Source organism: Salinimicrobium oceani, from assembly GCF_012037645.1.
In genome coordinates this window covers 1-370 of sequence record NZ_JAAVJR010001038.1, presented here as the reverse complement: position 1 = coordinate 370, position 370 = coordinate 1, and the positions used below count along the sequence as shown (strand labels likewise).

Here is a 370-nt window from a genome sequence, read left to right as displayed (position 1 = left end):
AAACTTCAGGCTTTACTCTGTGGCTAATACTTATTTGTGGGGAAAGGATTTTCTCATTTCTCCTGTGCTTCAGGAGCATGTAAGTGACCAGGAGGTTTATTTTCCGAAGGGATCCACCTGGTTTGACTTTTATTCCGGAGAAAAATATAAAGGAAAAAGTAGTTCTGTAATCGAGCTTAAGGATGAGTATATTCCAACTTTTGTGAGAGGTGGTGCGATCAGTCCTATGGCTAAACCCCTGCAGACCACGCAACATTTTTCAGCAGAAGACATCGAATTGAATTTCTTTTTTGATCCTGAAACCAAAAATAGCTCTGCCATTCTCTTTCATGATGACGGTAAAACCCCCGAAACTTTTGAAAGCGGAGAT

1 pseudogene is annotated in these 370 nt (G+C 40.5%); it reads left to right on the top strand.

Features of this window, described 5'->3' with window-relative positions:
- Positions 1-19: 19 nt before the first annotated feature.
- Positions 20-370: pseudogene (locus HC175_RS20665) on the top strand (TIM-barrel domain-containing protein); the annotation flags it as partial.